The 14940-nt window shown below is 61.3% G+C and carries 15 protein-coding genes and 3 pseudogenes; 13 read left to right on the top strand and 5 right to left on the bottom strand.

Going from position 1 to position 14940, the window contains the following annotated elements; genetic code table 11:
* Positions 1–4 precede the first annotated feature (4 nt).
* From HNQ71_RS32865 to HNQ71_RS32825, 9 genes are all read left to right on the top strand, one after another.
* The gene (locus HNQ71_RS32865; protein ID WP_184878658.1) at positions 5–1075 is read left to right on the top strand and encodes a DUF7146 domain-containing protein; all 1071 of its coding nucleotides are present in this window, start codon (positions 5–7) and stop codon (positions 1073–1075) included.
* Between the two features lie 245 nt (positions 1076–1320).
* The gene (locus HNQ71_RS32860; RefSeq protein WP_184878655.1) at positions 1321–2262 is read left to right on the top strand and encodes a DUF2493 domain-containing protein; all 942 of its coding nucleotides are present in this window, start codon (positions 1321–1323) and stop codon (positions 2260–2262) included.
* Positions 2263–2567: 305 nt separating this feature from the next.
* Entirely contained in the window at positions 2568–3407 is an 840-nt protein-coding gene (locus tag HNQ71_RS35285; protein ID WP_246462364.1) for a hypothetical protein, read from the top strand.
* Positions 3408–3811: 404 nt separating this feature from the next.
* On the top strand, positions 3812–4135 hold the full coding sequence (locus HNQ71_RS32850; RefSeq protein ID WP_184878652.1) for a DUF736 domain-containing protein: 324 nt from the start codon (positions 3812–3814) through the stop codon (positions 4133–4135).
* A gap of 55 nt (positions 4136–4190) precedes the next feature.
* Positions 4191–4517 carry a hypothetical protein gene (locus tag HNQ71_RS32845; protein ID WP_184878649.1) on the top strand — a complete coding sequence of 109 codons (327 nt, stop codon included), beginning with the start codon at positions 4191–4193 and terminating at the stop codon, positions 4515–4517.
* A 183-nt stretch (positions 4518–4700) separates the two neighbouring features.
* A complete protein-coding gene (locus HNQ71_RS32840) occupies positions 4701–4886 on the top strand; it encodes a hypothetical protein (RefSeq protein WP_184878646.1) in 186 nt (61 codons plus the stop codon).
* Positions 4887–5083: 197 nt separating this feature from the next.
* On the top strand, positions 5084–5323 hold the full coding sequence (locus tag HNQ71_RS32835; RefSeq protein WP_184878643.1) for a hypothetical protein: 240 nt from the start codon (positions 5084–5086) through the stop codon (positions 5321–5323).
* A 290-nt stretch (positions 5324–5613) separates the two neighbouring features.
* Positions 5614–5787: a hypothetical protein gene (locus HNQ71_RS32830; RefSeq protein ID WP_184878640.1), complete on the top strand. Its 174-nt coding sequence runs from the start codon at positions 5614–5616 to the stop codon at positions 5785–5787.
* Between the two features lie 195 nt (positions 5788–5982).
* Positions 5983–6507, top strand: a complete 525-nt coding sequence (locus tag HNQ71_RS32825) for a hypothetical protein (RefSeq protein WP_184878638.1) — start codon at positions 5983–5985, stop codon at positions 6505–6507.
* Between the two features lie 150 nt (positions 6508–6657).
* On the opposite strand, the gene HNQ71_RS32820 is transcribed toward HNQ71_RS32825, so the two are convergent.
* On the bottom strand, positions 6658–7068 hold the full coding sequence (locus HNQ71_RS32820; protein WP_184878635.1) for a hypothetical protein: 411 nt from the start codon (positions 7066–7068) through the stop codon (positions 6658–6660).
* Entirely contained in the window at positions 7065–7745 is a 681-nt protein-coding gene (locus HNQ71_RS32815) for a nucleotide-binding protein (RefSeq protein WP_281391490.1), read from the bottom strand. The genes HNQ71_RS32820 and HNQ71_RS32815 overlap by 4 nt, the downstream gene beginning before the upstream one ends.
* 463 nt (positions 7746–8208) lie before the next feature.
* Here HNQ71_RS32815 and HNQ71_RS32810 point away from each other — a divergent pair, with 463 nt between their 5' ends.
* From HNQ71_RS32810 to HNQ71_RS32795, 3 genes are all read left to right on the top strand, one after another.
* Positions 8209–8616 carry a plasmid mobilization protein gene (locus HNQ71_RS32810; protein WP_184878629.1) on the top strand — a complete coding sequence of 136 codons (408 nt, stop codon included), beginning with the start codon at positions 8209–8211 and terminating at the stop codon, positions 8614–8616.
* A complete protein-coding gene (locus HNQ71_RS32805; protein ID WP_184878613.1) occupies positions 8613–10853 on the top strand; it encodes a relaxase/mobilization nuclease domain-containing protein in 2241 nt (746 codons plus the stop codon). The genes HNQ71_RS32810 and HNQ71_RS32805 overlap by 4 nt, the downstream gene beginning before the upstream one ends.
* A gap of 787 nt (positions 10854–11640) precedes the next feature.
* The gene (locus HNQ71_RS32795) at positions 11641–13377 is read left to right on the top strand and encodes a DNA methyltransferase (RefSeq protein WP_184878593.1); all 1737 of its coding nucleotides are present in this window, start codon (positions 11641–11643) and stop codon (positions 13375–13377) included.
* A gap of 337 nt (positions 13378–13714) precedes the next feature.
* Here the strand turns inward: HNQ71_RS32795 and HNQ71_RS36095 are convergent.
* The 3 genes and pseudogenes from HNQ71_RS36095 to HNQ71_RS35760 form a co-directional block, all read right to left on the bottom strand.
* Positions 13715–13882 (bottom strand): annotated as a pseudogene (locus HNQ71_RS36095) (sunset domain-containing protein); the annotation flags it as partial.
* Positions 13883–14028: 146 nt separating this feature from the next.
* A pseudogene (locus HNQ71_RS36090) lies at positions 14029–14175 on the bottom strand (thermonuclease family protein); the annotation flags it as partial.
* An 8-nt stretch (positions 14176–14183) separates the two neighbouring features.
* Entirely contained in the window at positions 14184–14531 is a 348-nt protein-coding gene (locus HNQ71_RS35760; RefSeq protein WP_343068313.1) for a hypothetical protein, read from the bottom strand.
* A 21-nt stretch (positions 14532–14552) separates the two neighbouring features.
* Here HNQ71_RS35760 and HNQ71_RS35275 point away from each other — a divergent pair.
* A pseudogene (locus tag HNQ71_RS35275) lies at positions 14553–14723 on the top strand (LysE family translocator); the annotation flags it as partial.
* Between the last annotated feature and the right edge of the window lie 217 nt (positions 14724–14940).

The following is a 14940-nucleotide window of genomic DNA, read 5'->3' as shown; positions in this document are numbered from 1 at the left end:
GAGCATGACAGGCTCGGCCTCCGATCTGGCGCGCCGTCTCGGCGACCATGCCGAGGCGGTGTGCCGCGAATATCTCTCCAACGGCCATCGCTCGGGCAACCACTGGATCGTCGGCGATGTCCGCAATACGCGCGGCCGCTCCATGCATGTGCGGCTGAAAGCCAATGCCAAGGGCCTTGCGGGTAAATGGGTGGACGAGGCGACCACCGAATTTGGCGATTTGCTCGATGTCATCCGCGAAAGCTGCGGTTTCGTCGATTTCCGGGATGCAGCGGATGAAGCGCGTCGCTTCCTTGCTATGCCGCGAGCACCCTGGTCGACCTCCCGCGCGCAGCCCCAGCAAGCCGCGAAACGCGGCTCTCCTGACGCGGCGCGTCGCCTCTTTGCCATGTCGCAGCCGATCGCCGGCACGCTTGCCGAACGCTACCTTGCCGGCCGCGGCATCCTGCTCGCCGCGCGTGAGCGCGCTCTGCGCTTCCATCCTGGCTGCTACTACCGGGATCTCGTGACCGGCGAGACGCAGACGCTTCCCGCCCTGATCGCCGCCGTCACCGGCCTCGACGGGCGCATCACCGGCCTGCAGCGCACTTATCTCTCCCCTAGCCTCTCCCCTGGGCTCGACCCGAGCGGCAAGGTCGGCAAGGCGCAGCTCATCGATCCCCGTCGCTCGCTCGGTCATCTTCTCGGCAACGCCATCTGGCTGGGCCTTGAGCCTGGTGCCCCCATTCCGGTCATGGCCGCCGGCGAGGGCTTCGAGACGATGGCCTCGCTGCGGACGGTGATGCCGGCACTGCCGGTTGCCGCCGCGACCTCGGCCAATCACCTCGCCGGCCTGACCTTCCCGCCCGGCTGCCGCCGCCTCTACATCGCGGCCGATGCGGACGCCGCCGGCCGGCACGGCATCGAGCGTCTCAGCCAGCGCGCAGGCGAGGCCGGGATCGAAGCTCTCGTGTTGCGGCCGCAGCTCGGCGACTTCAACGACGATCTGCGCCATCTCGGCACCGCCCGTCTCGCGGCGTGGCTCACCGATCAGCTCATCCCGGAGGATGCCCGTCTGTTCCTGCCGTCCGGATGACCGGCTCGGGCCGGCAGGCGGGCAGGGGCGGCGTCACCGGAGGGCTCGCAGGCATGGCGGTGGTCCGGCGGGAGGCCGCGCCCGCGGCCTGCCTGAGAGGCGATCCCTGCCACCCCCCGGTCACGGCCGCAACGGCTACGCCGTCCTCCGCTTTGCTCCGGCCTTCGGTGCGGCCGCGCCCGGGGCGCGGCCGGGTTTCGCTGTCAGGCCGCGATGGGCGCGGCCGCAACCGACGGATACGCGCCATGACCTACGAGCTTCCTTTCGACGACGCCTACGAGCCCTACCACGCCTCCTCGCCGACCGATCGCGTCATCCTCGAACTTCAGATGTACGGCCACCGTCCGCATCAGGACGAGCCCGATCCTCGCCCGCTGCCCGACGACGAGGTGATCCGGGCCGGCCTCGCCGGGATCGTCGAGACCTTCGCCGGCATGCTCGGCGACACCAGGCTCGAACCTGACCTCGACGACCTGCTCTGGAGCTTCGCGAACGTCTTCCACCGCGCCGCCGAGCGCGTCGCCCGCAGCCTCGACCGTAACGAGGACGCCCAGCGCTCGAGCCAGAATGAGCAGGACGGCTCGGAGGTGAAGTCCGTCGAGCTGGAACGGCTCACGGCCGAGGGCATCACCTACATCGAGCGCCGCAATGTTCTGGAAATCATGCGCGACGAGGCGGCCGACCTCTACGAGGCACAGACGGGCTCAGCATGGCGGCCGCGCACCGGCTCCAAGGTCTCCCATCAGGCGATGACCGCGGCGGTGATCGACAGCCGGGACTTCCTTGCCGCGCGGCGTCGAGCCGAAACCGAGGTGCTGGTGCCGGCCGGCACCAAGATCGCTTTCGCCGGCGGTCTCGACTGCAACGATCACGACCGGATCTGGGAGGCGCTCGACAAGGCCCACGAGAAGCACCCGGACATGGTCCTGCTCCACGGTGGCAGCCCGCGCGGCGCCGAGCGGATCGCCGCCTGCTGGGCCGAGAATCGCAAGGTCACGCAGATCGCCTTCAAGCCGGACTGGAACCGGCACGCCAAGGCCGCTCCGTTCCGGCGCAACGATCAGCTCCTGACTGTCATGCCTTACGGCCTCATCGTCTTCCCCGGTTCCGGCATTACCGAAAACCTCGCCGATAAGGCCCGCCGCCTCGGCATTCCGGTCTGGCGGTTCACGGAGGATGGCGCGTGAGCGCCGCATACCTTCGGCACATCGAAGAACCCGGCCGTTCGCGGTCGGGTTCTTCGATGCACATCCGTTCCAGCCGCCGAATTCAGCGCGGCCAGGCGACAGGTGCGCCAGATGCGCGAAGGGCTCATTTATCCTCCGACCCGGTCCGGGCGCGCCGGCCTGCCGGCCGACCGGGCTCTAGTCGCGGCGTTCCGCCGCTCCCCGAGCCGGCCTCGCCGTCTTGGCCTTCGGTGACGATCCCTCGCGCGGGAGAGGCAGAGGAGAGCCGGGCCGGGGCGGTTGATTTGAGAGAAAGGAAAGCGACCATGACGATGATATTCCTCGGTGGTTCACGCGACATCTTCGAATTGCCAGTCCCCGCGATCGAGCGGATCGGCGCGATCGTCGCGGCCGAGCACGGCGTGCTGATCGGTGACGCGCCAGGAGCCGATGCCGAGATGCAGGGCTTGCTCGCGGGCTACAATTACGAGCATGTCGGCGTCTTCCATGCCCGGGCCGAACCGCGCAACAATCTCGGTGATTGGGCCGCCTACCACATTCCTCCGCCGGTCGATGCGCAAGGCTTTGCCGTCCACGCCGTGAAGGACCGGGAAATGGCCCGCCGCGCCGACTTCGGGCTGATGGTCTGGGACGGCGCATCGCCGGGCACCTGCCTCAACATATTGCGCCTCGCCGTGATCGGCAGCTCCTGCGTCGTCTACGACATGATGCGCGGCAGGGTGGCGACCGTTCACAACACTGCGGACTGGCGCGCCATGCTGCACATTGCGGGCCCTGACGTTCGCCGCGGGGTTGAAGCCCGCATGACGGCCGAGGAGCGCCTCGCGCTGCCATCTGATTGCCGCGAGCCCCGCCGGGACCGGGCGGCGCAAGCCGCTCCCTTGACCCGGCCGAAGGCCGACCCCGGCGCTTATGCCGGCTGCGGCGATCGTTTGCTTGCTCCTTTCGAAGCCAGCCCCTTGCGAGGCCGGCCCTTGCGGCTCCCGGCAATCCTCAGGAACATCCTGCCCGTCTGTCGCGCCAGGGGCAGGGCAGTTGCGGATCAGGCAGAGCATTCCCGGCTGCCGCGCCTGACCGGGGCGAGCCCCGCCCGTGTCGGATCAGAGCGCCACCTGCCGGCACCGATGTCGAAACCGGGCGCATGACGGAAGACGGGGCAGGGGACCTCCTCAATGGACCGTGGGTCCGGAGGGTGATGGAGAGGCAGATCCGCAGGCGGGGCAAACGCATGCCTGCGACCGCAGCGCCCGGCGTGGTGGATCTGCGATGGTGGCCGGAGGCATCGCCTTCGTTCACATCCGGACCAATCCCTTGTCATGTCGCCTTTGTAGTGGACCGCCTGCTTTTGCGGTCAACCCCCGTTGGGGGTACGCTCGACAAAAATTCAGGAAAATTCGATTTCAATTTTTTGCTTGCGGGCAGGCGAAGGGCCTGCCCGCGGTTTTCGCAAATAGAATTTTCCAGAATTTGTGCCGAGTGACCGCAGCAGGACGGTCCTCTCCTTTGGCGCCATCGGGAATGGTCCCGATACAACCGAAGGAGAACTACCATGGCCACCACGATCGCAAACCTCACCACCAAGGCTGACGGCTCGATGGAAGGCGTCTTCGCCACGCTCCGGGTCAACGCCCCGATCACCCTGATCCCGAACGCCAACAAGTTGCGCGAGGATGCACCCGACTACCGCATCGTCAACAAGCGCACGGGCTTCGAAATCGGTGCCGGCTGGAACCGCATCTCGCAGCGTTCGGGCGAGGAATACCTCTCGGTCAAGATCGAGGCCCCCGAGATCGGCGTGATCTTCGGCAACCTCGCCCCCGCCCCCGGCGGCGACGAGAGCAAGAAGGTGATCCTCTGGAACAACCCGCAGTGAGGCATCAGTGGCCGGCCCCGCAAGGGGCCGGCTTCCCTTCCAACAGGAGGCTGCAATGAGCCGTTACACCATCACCGTCACCGAACTAGGTCGATCAGACCCCGAGGCCATCATTGGCTACGATCCGCCGCTGCGGACCCTCTTCCTTCAGGCTTTCCCTCACGAGGTGACCGACGATCCTGCGGTGTGGCTCGGCACGAGCGACCGCGAATATGAAACGGTCGACGCCCTGCATGCAGCAGCTCTTGCCAGAGGCTTCGACTTCATGCCGCTGCCCGACGACGTCGCGTTGCTGCTCGCCGACGACCTTGCAAAGCAGGCCAACCGGCCGCCGCATGACGGTCCGCTCGCCGCGTTGCTGCGACATCTTCAGTCGAAGTAGTCGCTTCGACCGAGAGGCCCGCGCCGGACGACGATCCAGCGCGGGCCTCTTTTTTTGCCGATCCTGACCGCTACCCTCGAACGTTAAAGTTGCGATTGGGGACACTGTATCTACCGCCCGCCGCGAAACCGCGTCCTGTCTGCGCGAACCCCGTGTTCCGGACGCAGAGCACATGCGTCACCTGTGGCAATTTTTCTGTTACGCAAAGTGCATCGCGCCGTGTGGGCGGAGCGCCGAAAACAAAATGCAGAGCTTCTCGCACATCCGATGCTCGACCGGGAAAGCTGCGCGCTGGCAACATCCCGGATCGAAGAGTGTGAACGTATTCTTGCCGATCTCCAGCAAAACCGGAAAAGTGATGATGCCTGAACCTCCAAATCCGACAAAGTCGAAATCGCATGAAACGCGTCGCCGATATACTGCACTTCGCCTTCGTCAGGCGCTGAATCGGCTTGTCACGGGAACCCCGCAACAAGGGCGGCCTTCTCGGCTCACCGTTGCTGCGCTCGCACGTGATGCGCGGGTTAGCCGCAACACAAACTACGCCGAACATAGCGAGTTCCTTGATGAACTGGCCTCCGAAATCGGCATGGGCCGGCAAAAATCTGTCTGCTCCAAAACCAGAGACGGCCGCGCTCCGACCTTTGATCGGGCAGCTCCAGGAGCAAAAGCGTTTGCTCGCGACAGAGAATGCCGGTCTGCTCAAGCGGCTGATCGACGCCGAGAGGGCAGTCGCCCGCCTGGAAAAGCAGAACGCTAAGCTGGTTCAGGACATCAGCGTGGTCCGTCGGCTAAGCGCGACATGAGGATCGGGTGCTGAAGAAGGATCGATGCGGAAATGCCAAGCCCTTCGATCAGCATCTGAGCACTCGGTTGGCTTTCTTATGTCCGAGCCCGTGGGAACCGAAGGTCAGTTACTTCAGATATCCCATCATACCATGCCGGAACAGTCCGCCTCGAGCACGAGCGGTACCCCCAAAATGCTGTGCATTTTGGCTCCCCCACTCGCCGGCTCCGCCGGTCGCCTACGGCGATCCTCGACCCGATCTGCTCCGGCATCGTGCACGTCTCTCGTCTTCAAACAGAGGAGAGACACATGCTTACGATCTACGACGAAATCCAACAGCTGCGCACCGAGCTTTCCGCTTGCATCCTTACGCCCAACGAACGCGCAGCAGCTCAGGCGGAGCTCGCAAAGCTTCTCGCAGAGCAGGCAGCGATTGATCGCCAGTTCGACGCGATGATCGCCGAGGAGGAGCCGCCCAAATGACGGCACCTTCTTCCAACAGGACATTTGACCAAGACCTAAAAGCGGAGGAACCGATTTCAGCTCCGACCCTGACGGGCCGGATCAAAAATCGGTTCCTCCGCTTGCCGCCTTCGGCGGTCGCGTGGCGCGATCCTTGACCCGATGCTCGACTTGCCCGTCGCCGGTCTCCGTCATCAAGATGAAGGAGATCATGACATGGCACACAACAATCTCATGCTTGTCGCGCAGCTCTCGGGGCTCCGCATCAGGTTCTCGCCAACCGTCTCGGCTGCGACAGCGATCTCACGCGCAGCGTCCACGGCAAACTTGCATCTGTCCTCGCTGAAATGGTGGAAGGTCAGCGCAAGGTCCTCGCCGCCGAGCGGGGCGCTTGCTGCGGCGCTCGGGACATCGGACGTGGAGGACGTCTTTTTCGATCTGCAGACTGCGTACTGCGAGACTGGCTGCTCGAAACCGTCGCGCTTCTGGACGCGTATCTGGTGGACGACCTCACTCATGAATTTTCAACTTCCGCACCGGACGATGGTATCACCGCGACAGGTGCCGATCGTCGTGGCGGTCCCGGCCAATAAGCTCCGCAGTCTCGCCGAAATCATCACCGAGATCGAGGACACCTCCGGTGTCAGGTTCAGCGTCGATCAGGTCTACTACAGCGAACCCGAAGCGGAGGCCGCTGGTGGGAGACCACGGGCTACGGGCCGGATACCTTCTTCGCAATGAAAGAGGAGGGCCGCGCGTGAAAAAAAGAGGTCGAGGCGACGCAAGCCGTCTCGACCTCTTTTTTTGTCAGGTCGACTTTCGCTGCACCAGCTCGCCGCGTTAGGCCCGTGAGGTATCTGTTCGCCGCACAGGCCAATATTCCCTCTCCGCTCATTCCTTCGGCAATTTGTGCTTGTGCACGCGAATGTAATCCTGCACCGCCTTTCGCAGCAATTCCGTCATGCTGTGGCCGTTGCTGATCGCCAGCAGCTTGAAGTGACGCTGCTCCAAAGCCGTCAGGTAGTAGCCGCAGCGCACCATCTCCTCCTCGCGAATCTTCTTGCCGGCGATCGGGTCCTTCTTCTGACCCTGCCGCAGCAGCTTGCGAAAATCGGGTGCGGCGGCCGATGTGGGCGTCGACGGTTCGTCTGACTGCGCCACTGCTGATTCCATCTTCGCTTGCGCTGCCTCGGCCTTCGGTGGAATGAACATGCTCGGCAACGCCGGCGGTTGCGTCGAGATCGCCTTCATCATGCGGGCTTTCTTGTCATCGCCCGATTTGGGTGTGGTTTCGTCGCTCATGCCGCGTTCCTCGTGGCTTCAATGAAAGCTTGGAGGACGTCATCGAAGACGCCTTCGCTTTCGCCAATCGCCTTCGCGTCAGGTTCGGCGGGACTGTAAAGCGTCTGTCCGGTCTGGAGATCGCGATAAGCAACGCGGTTATTCAGGACGTGCTCGGCGATCGGCGTGCCATTGGCCTGGATGATTGTACGCAGTTCGCTTAAGGCGCGCGCCCTGCCATCGATGATGGTCTGTTTCGTCAGCACGAACACTGCGGGCAACGGTCGGCCCCGGCTTTCGACTGCCAGCGGGATGTAGTGGTCGGTGATCTGGATTGCAGCGGTCACGTCATCGAGGGCGAAGTAGATCGGTACGACGACAATATCGGCCGCGAACAGCCCGGCCATCAAATTGTCGTTGGTGGTGCCTTCGGTATCGATCAGGACGACGGATCGCTCGCCATTGTGCGAGGCAGAGGCATCGAGGATTTCCTGTGGGGTCATCGCGCTCACCAGATGGAGCCTGTCAGGACGATTGCCAGCGTCACCCAGCATCTGGAACCAGCGGTGCATGTTCTGCCGCCGATCGCCATCGATAAGAGTGACCGAATAACCCCGATGCAGCGCGACGGATGCCAGGGTGCGCAGCATCGTCGATTTGCCAGTGCCGCCCTTTGGGATCGCAGCGGAGATGATCATGTGGGGCCTTTCCCGGCGTAGGCTCCATGTTTCCATGTTAACATGGAAACAAGTCATCATGGACACATGGAGCGATGTCACGGTCGAAACATGGTGACATAGTCAACGGGACAGACCGGTTTGGCAACCCAGGCGCGCGCCAATCAGGAGCCCGCTCAGGGACGCAGTCGCTACGAGGCTGCTATCTCTGTGAGGAACAGATCCGGCAGGCCGTTCGTAACTGCGAACCGGCTTTGTTGTTTCCATGTTAACATGGAAACAAGTCCTCAACGCATCATCGACACATCGCATCAAATCACGATGGAAACATTGCGACTGGGCCCCTGCCGTCGACAACTGGCTGGTGAGGAAGGCGACGTAGGTTTTCTTCTTTCTTTATTGGCAGGATAGCCTATTTTGTGATACGCACAAAATAGGCGGCGCGGCCCTGGCGGGCCTTAGCGCCCGCAAGCGGGCTTGAGAGATGGATGCAGACGCCCAGAAAGCAGCGGTCAAGAGCGCGTCACGACGCTATGGCGAGGTGACGCACATCCGGGTTTCGGCTGACGAGCTGGCCAGCCTGAAAGCTGTTGCGGAGCGGGAAGGCGTAACCGTCAGCGAGGTCGTCCGGCGTCTGGTGCGGGCAGAGGTCGGGCATCTGCCTATCGCATCAGAGGCGTTGCGGCCGGCGATCGTGGACATGACCGATCAGCTGCGGCGTGTCGGCGTCAATTTCAATCAGGCGGTGCGCGCCATGAACGACGGCCGTGTTGCCCATGATGAGGATCTTGAGCAGGCGCTGATCGCCGTGGGCGATCTCGTGCGGCAGTTTCGCGAGGAACTGAAGGCGATGACTGGCGGGTCCCGCAAGGCGAGGGAGGCCAGGCCATGAGCGGTCGTCTTGCTGGCTACGCGGTCGAAATCGAGCGCTATCTTCGAGGCGGGTCCAGCGTGAAGCGCGAGGACCTGGACGATGACGAATCTCTGACGGGCGCCCGGCGCGAGGCCAGCGAATTTCAGGCGATGAAGAGTTATGAACGGACCGGTGGCGGCGGAGGGCTCGGGCAAGGACAAGCCGGCTCGGCTGTAGGTTCCGGCAGCAACGCCCCTCGTTCGTCGCCGGGAGGGACAGGAGTGGCGGGGAGCCCCGTGTCCAGTAGGGCTCCGTCCACTGCTGCTGCGAGCTCCCCCAAGGCCGCTAGCGCGCCGATCATGGTCTATGGCGCCACGCTCGCCGGTTTCCGGCCGGAAGAGGAGGAGGAAGACTGGAAGCGCCGCGGCGGCGGCCGCGGCGGTGGTGGGGGTCGCCCGAGCGGTACACGACGAGCGGCGCGGGTCGCCTATCAGGCGCGGGCCGTGGCGGCACGCGCAGGCTACGCGGCGGGCGCGCAGCCTGCTGTGTTCAAGGTCATGCCCAATCCGCCATCGACCAAGAAAGCCGCCGCTCGGCTGCTCAATTACATCGGGAAGCGCGAAGACGAAAAAGGCGAGAAACACGACATCGAGATTTTTGACGAGGATGGACAGGTTCTTGCGACAGGCGGCGCGCGAAAAGCGTTCCTGGAGACGTTTTGCGAGACGTTCGAACCACCCTTGGAAAATACCAATTTCATCGAGGTTCGTTTCGAGCTCGCCGGCGAGGTCACCGGTGCCGCCTTGAACGAGGCGCTGAACAAGGCCTTCGGTTCGAAACCGTTCATCTATGCGCAGGACGGACAGACGGTGCAGGTGTACGCGCACACCGATGAGCGGGCCGGACCGCTTGCGAGAGTCCTGGCCGGTGGTCGGGAGAATTCGCGCAGCAAGGCGCTCGACAAGATCGAGGCGCGGTTGTCTGAAGCTATGGGCGCGGCGGGGGTGGTCGCCAAGGCAGACGTTACGGCGGCCGTCAGCCGTGAACCCAAGGCGAAATATTTCCTGCAGAAGTTCATTCGCACCCACAGCCAAGTGCGGTTTGCAAATGGGGAGCCTGTGCCTCGGGCAAAGAACCCTACCAAGGCGGCGGCTTCGGTCTATGAACAATGGCGCCCGCAGTTTTCGGGGCGTGAGCGCCGCAATGCCTATCACCTGCTTTTCTCGGCAAAGGCCGGCACCGATGCCAACGCCGTCATGGCCGCGGCGCGCGCCGTGCTCGAGGAGCGAGCGCCAGGATACAAGTTTGTCCTGGCGCATCACAAGGACACCAAGCACGTCCATATCCACGCGATGGTGCAGGCACGGTCAGCAGACGGCGAACGCCTGAAATTCTACAAGCCGGATCTCGCAGCCTGGCGCGAGACCTTTGCGGAAAAAGCACGCGAGAACGGTATTGCGATGGTGGCGACGCGGCGGATGGATCATGCGATGACACGGCCATTCACGAAGGAGCATGCCGGAGCCTACAGCCGCGCCCAGAGCGATCCGCGCTACCAGGTCAGCGCCAGGACGATCGAGCGAGTGGAGGCCAAGCGGCAACGCCGTTTGGATGGACAATCCCTTGTCGTAAACGGCGATGCAATCGCTGCCGCATGGCAAAAGACTGTGACGACGATGCGGACTGCGGGCATAGTCGGTCAGGCTCTCACGGCAGCGGAGTCGATAGGCAGCAATTTTCTGCGGTTCCGTCGCGATCGAGCAGGGGATGGGCAGCCAGGTCCTGCGGCAGAGAGCGGAGCTGATCAATCGGGGCAGAAGTCTTTCCTGTCCCATCCCGGTATGAGAGAATTGAATGCACTGATAGGAGATTTGAACATGGCGCAAACCCCCTTGGAAATGCGGCGTCAGATGGCCCGCGTCAATCAGGCTCTCGACAACATGCGCGAGACGCTGCCGCCGGCGCATCAAGGACAGTTCGAACAGTACAGTGAAGAGGTCAACGACAAGATGCACGACCGTCTCGCGCGGCTGCAATTCGAGCGGCAGCAGCAGCGTCGTGGTGGTGGCGGTGGCGAGCCGATCCCCGAGCGCGAGGCGCGAGGGCGAGACCTTCCAACTCGGGACGATTCCCGCCAGCCGGAGCAGCCGCGCACAGGCACCGAGCAGGAGAAGGTGGGAGCCAAGCAGAAGGACGCCAACAAACAGAAGGCACGGCAGTCGGAAGAGCAGGACCGTAAGACCCAGCGCTCGAATGACAACGATTACGAGCGCTGAACAAAGTCGACATCTTCACCCCAGCCGAATGTGCTAACTACTTCAAAGCCGCAGGATATGAACCGGATTAAACAGGACTTGCTCTAGGCCATTTGAGAAGACCAAAACACCAGAGGTTGTGTGGGGTCGACCATAGCCGACCTTGTGTCGGTGGCTCCCAATGCTCGCTTATATATCAAGCGAACGACCAGGCCGACGTATCCAACCTGCAGAAGGACCAGTGCAAGGATAGTCCATCCGAGCGCCGCCCAGACGGATCCGGTTTCGAGGTAAGCCCAGATTGCGACCACGGTCGTTGTGGCAGACATCCCCACCAGAAACTGCGGAAAATACATGCTTTGCCCAGCCGATCTCGGAACCTTCGCGGTTCGAGAACGGTCCCCTTTTGCCCTATGTCCCTCCACCAAGGTTTCACTAATTTGGCAATTACGCAATTATCCGGTTTCAAATATCGGTGCAGCACGACGTCGCATCGCCTATCGCCGCTTGTCCGGAGTCACGGCGTGGTTTGTTAAAGCCAGTTGTCTTAGTGGTCCAGGCCGGCGGGCCGATGGGGCTCGCCGGCTGAGGCGATATTATACCCCCTCTTCATGGCCGCGCAAATTCCTCCTGGCGATTATCGGCCGCACATTGTCGCTCATGCAAAACCCAAAGTCCCTTCGTAACACCAGGTCTGAACGCCGTGGAGTGGTCATCAGAAGGCAGAGGCCAGCATTCGCCAGCAATGGTTAACGGCTCGTTGGGGAAGTTCAGGCAAGCTTTGCTCGATGGTGGGGCAAGTGTTGTGATGAAAAATCAGCTCTGGTTCGGCGACAATCTGACCGTTCTGCGGGAGCAGGTCGGATCAGAGAGCGTCGATCTTGTTTACTTGGATCCACCGTTCAATTCCAATGCTACTTACAACATCCTCTACAAGACGCCTGTTGGTGGTGATGCACAGGTCAAAGCATTCGAGGATACGTGGCGTTGGGAAGATGGGGCTTCGAAGGCTCTCGACGACTTAAGCCACGAGGACATAACCACTTTCAACATGCTTCGCGCCCTCCAATCGTTTCTGGGTCGAAGTGATATGATGGCATATATGGCGATGATGGCGGTTCGATTGGTCGAACTGCGACGCATTCTGAAACCCGGAGGTTCGATTTACCTCCACTGCGATCCTACCGCCTGCCACTATCTGAAAATCTTGATGGACGCCGTCTTCAAGGGAGAGGGTTTCGTGAATCACATCTCTTGGAAGAGATCACATGCACACAGTGACGGTCGCCAAGGTGCCAAGCATTTCGGACGGAACTCTGACACGCTTCTGTTTTATTCTCGTTCCCCGGATCGTGTCTTCAACGTCCAATACACTCCCTATTCGGATGAGTACAAAGACAGGGACTACCGCCGCGTCGAGAAAGATGGACGGCGATATCGGTTGGACAACATTCAAGGTCCTGGCGGCGCGGAAAAGGGCAATCCCTCTTACGAGGTCATGGGAGTGACTCGATATTGGCGTTACTCCAAGGCGAAGATGGCCGCTCTCATCGAGGAAGGGCGGATCGTTCAGACGAGGCCCGGTGCAGTTCCTCAAATCAAAAGGTATTTGGATGAGATGCCTGGCGTCCCTGTCCAGGAGATTTGGACGGACATACCGATAATCAGCAACCGATCAAAGGAAGCACTTGGATATCCAACCCAGAAGCCACTCGCTCTGCTCGAGCGAATAATCGCTACCTCCACAAACAATGGAGACGTGATCTTGGACCCGTTTTGCGGCTGCGGAACGGCCATTCACGCAGCCGAGAAACTCGGACGCGTCTGGATAGGGATCGACATAACATACCTCGCTATCCAAGTGATCGAAGATCGATTCAAAACTTGGTTGCCTGCGGCGTCCTACAAACTGAACGGTATTCCTGCGGATGAGATGTCGGCAAGGAAACTTGCTGCACACGACCCATACACATTTCAGCAGTGGGCAGTTGGAAAGGTGGGTGGTCAATCACGAGGAAAGGGAGCGGACGGAGGAATCGACGGTGAGATTGTATTCCAGACCGGTGCTCAGACCTACGGACGAGGCTTGGTTTCCGTAAAGGCTGGCCGCCACGTTGGGCCGGAAATGATCCGATCGCTCTGTGCCGTCGTTCAACGGGAACAAGCAGACATCGGAATTTTCGTTTGCTTGGACGAAGCTACCCGGGACATGAAGTCCGAAGCCCATGGTTTTGGACGCATCACTCTTCCTGGCGGCGATCGCCCCAGGATTCAAATCGTCACGGCTTCCGATCTAATCAGCGGGCCAAACCTCGGGATATTAACTGCTCTCAACATCGTCGCGGCGGCACAGGCCGCTCGTTCAGTCGCTCGTAAACAGCCGCAGCGGCGGCCCTCTGCTGACGAACTGCGGAGGCAGCCAGAATTGCCACCAATGCCGATTTCTGGAGGTAAGACCTCAAAAGGTCAGCCGTCTTTGCCCTTGGAAGAGCCCCTTCTTTCAAATCCTCAGCCCGGACACGGGCGACGGCGGAAGCGCAGTTGAGGCTGTCCGTTCCGCACAGCGACTCACACGGTACCCCGTCGCTGTCACGATCAAGCTTGCCGCCCCAAGGCAATTCTCAAGGTACCAACGGGCCTCATCGCAAGAACTGATTTGCGAACAGGTCAGCCTTGGCTGGCAGGACCAACTTTGAGCCAGCAATCTCAACGGGAACATTTTACTCGAGATTGTACCACCCATCCTTGGAAGTATCGTTGAACCATATCGAGGTGGTTCGTGGGCAGCCGTCGCCGAGACGGACAACCAGCAACCGACCAAAGTAGTCGTGATTCTTTTCATGTCTTCCCCCAAGAGGCGTCACGCAATACGTAGCCTCTTACTATCTCTTTGACCGTCGCCAGCCTGCGGCACGCGCGTCAGCTTCGGAGCAAAACCACCTCTCACCCTTAGCCTCCGTGATTTTCGTAATGTCGTAAAACTTCTGTCAAGGAACGTGGTAGATGCGCTGACCCTCAGCAGAGATGTTTCCCCTGATGTTGCAGCCTGAATTGCCAAGCGCAAAAAGGGAGTGCCGGTCGATTGGTCCGTGTCACGATGCTCAGCACGCCAATCCCAAGGAACTTGAAACGATCCCTGCCACATGCCGCGTTTGGCTGCTTCGGCCTTTGCTTGTTGCTTCGCGTAGGCACCCCCGCTGTATTTTTGCCAGTCAAGCGCATAGCCGTTCTCGACCAACCAACTGGCGACATTGAGTCCGTCTACGCGAGCGCAGTTGCCAACGTACCTCCCGTAGCGATCCCAACTGACGAAATCACAGTGGACGGGTCGTGACGCAGACAGGAACTCGTCTAGGGCGGCGGCTGATTTCGCACCGCACTGATAGCGGAAGCCCTTTGCATCGTCGCACTGTTGCGCGGATTCTGGCGGGTCATCCCATTGAAGCGGACGCGCTGTCCGTGAAGTTCTATCGTGTCGCCATCGATCACCGATGCAATGCCCGTGATCGGATCGGCATGCAGCACCGAGCCCGGCAACGGCAGGCGAGACAACGCAGCGCCTCCATCTGACCCGAAGTAAGCTGCGATCCCCAACAACACCATCACGAGCCCTAGCAACAATTGAGGCCACTTAAGAACTGATCGCCTCGCATTTCGCTTTGTGTTTTTCGATCTTCCGAACTGAGTTGCTTTTGCCATGGCGCTTACGGAGTCATCATCATCCTTGCAGGATGTGCGGTGCTGAGCGTTACAATATTCTGCGGGTATGCCGTCGTGTTTTCCACGCAGCCCATGGTCAGGATGTACCGGCGTGCGCGGCGAGGCATTGAAGTTGTTTTAGCCGTCGCCTTTGGTTTTGCGGGGCTGCGGCTCCTGCTTTGGCGAACCTGAAAGGATCTCCTCAACAACTGCCTCGCGACGAGGAGCGGGAGCGAGGGTCAAGTCCCGGGGGCGGAGGGTATCTCTGGCACCGCTTTACGTGGCGGCTGGCGCATCAAAAATGCGGCCGAGAGCTAGGGTCAGGACCCATTAATTTGTTGAGTTGATATCTGTTGGGTGATTCAAGGTGGCAGGAGGTGCTGCCTTGAGTGATTTGCTGATGTTGACG

The sequence above is a fragment of the Mesorhizobium sangaii genome (genome assembly GCF_014207355.1).
Taxonomy (GTDB): domain Bacteria; phylum Pseudomonadota; class Alphaproteobacteria; order Rhizobiales; family Rhizobiaceae; genus Mesorhizobium; species Mesorhizobium sangaii.
This window is presented reverse-complemented; position numbering and strand designations above follow the sequence as displayed.

Coding starts and splice junctions, on each gene's coding strand:
- HNQ71_RS32865 (WP_184878658.1), top strand. CDS start 5: ATGACAGGCTCGGCCTCCGATCTGGCGCGCCGTCTCGGCGACCATGCC.
- HNQ71_RS32860 (WP_184878655.1), top strand. CDS start 1,321: ATGACCTACGAGCTTCCTTTCGACGACGCCTACGAGCCCTACCACGCC.
- HNQ71_RS35285 (WP_246462364.1), top strand. CDS start 2,568: ATGACGATGATATTCCTCGGTGGTTCACGCGACATCTTCGAATTGCCA.
- HNQ71_RS32850 (WP_184878652.1), top strand. CDS start 3,812: ATGGCCACCACGATCGCAAACCTCACCACCAAGGCTGACGGCTCGATG.
- HNQ71_RS32845 (WP_184878649.1), top strand. CDS start 4,191: ATGAGCCGTTACACCATCACCGTCACCGAACTAGGTCGATCAGACCCC.
- HNQ71_RS32835 (WP_184878643.1), top strand. CDS start 5,084: ATGAACTGGCCTCCGAAATCGGCATGGGCCGGCAAAAATCTGTCTGCT.
- HNQ71_RS32830 (WP_184878640.1), top strand. CDS start 5,614: ATGCTTACGATCTACGACGAAATCCAACAGCTGCGCACCGAGCTTTCC.
- HNQ71_RS32825 (WP_184878638.1), top strand. CDS start 5,983: ATGGCACACAACAATCTCATGCTTGTCGCGCAGCTCTCGGGGCTCCGC.
- HNQ71_RS32820 (WP_184878635.1), bottom strand. CDS start 7,068: ATGAGCGACGAAACCACACCCAAATCGGGCGATGACAAGAAAGCCCGC.
- HNQ71_RS32815 (WP_281391490.1), bottom strand. CDS start 7,745: ATGATCATCTCCGCTGCGATCCCAAAGGGCGGCACTGGCAAATCGACG.
- HNQ71_RS32810 (WP_184878629.1), top strand. CDS start 8,209: ATGGATGCAGACGCCCAGAAAGCAGCGGTCAAGAGCGCGTCACGACGC.
- HNQ71_RS32805 (WP_184878613.1), top strand. CDS start 8,613: ATGAGCGGTCGTCTTGCTGGCTACGCGGTCGAAATCGAGCGCTATCTT.
- HNQ71_RS32795 (WP_184878593.1), top strand. CDS start 11,641: ATGAAAAATCAGCTCTGGTTCGGCGACAATCTGACCGTTCTGCGGGAG.
- HNQ71_RS35760 (WP_343068313.1), bottom strand. CDS start 14,531: ATGGCAAAAGCAACTCAGTTCGGAAGATCGAAAAACACAAAGCGAAAT.